This is a genomic window from Bacillus sp. SIMBA_005 (genome assembly GCF_046535585.1).
GTDB lineage: Bacteria > Bacillota > Bacilli > Bacillales > Bacillaceae > Bacillus > Bacillus pumilus.
On record NZ_JAWRWI010000983.1, the window covers coordinates 1 to 244 of the forward strand.

General features: G+C 66.0%; 1 protein-coding gene. It reads left to right on the forward strand.

Annotation, left to right across the window (positions count from 1 at the left end; translation table 11 throughout):
• On the forward strand, window positions 1–244 hold a 244-nt coding region (locus SB660_RS23030; RefSeq protein WP_486304225.1), incomplete at both ends, for an SGNH/GDSL hydrolase family protein.

Here is a 244-nt window from a genome sequence, read left to right on the forward strand (position 1 = left end):
GGCGTGAATGACATGTGGCGCCGCTACGACCGCGATGACGAGACGACTGCGGAAGACTTCGAGGCGACGATCCGCCGCTTCCTCGACAGCGACGCCGTGCGTTCGTCGCGCGTGATCTTCGTCGAGCCGTATCTCCTGCCCGTCCGTGAAGAGATGACCGGCTGGCTCGAGGATCTCGACGGTAAGCGCGCCGTGATCGCGAAGCTCGCGAGCGAACTCCGCGCGGGCTTCGTGCCGCTCCACT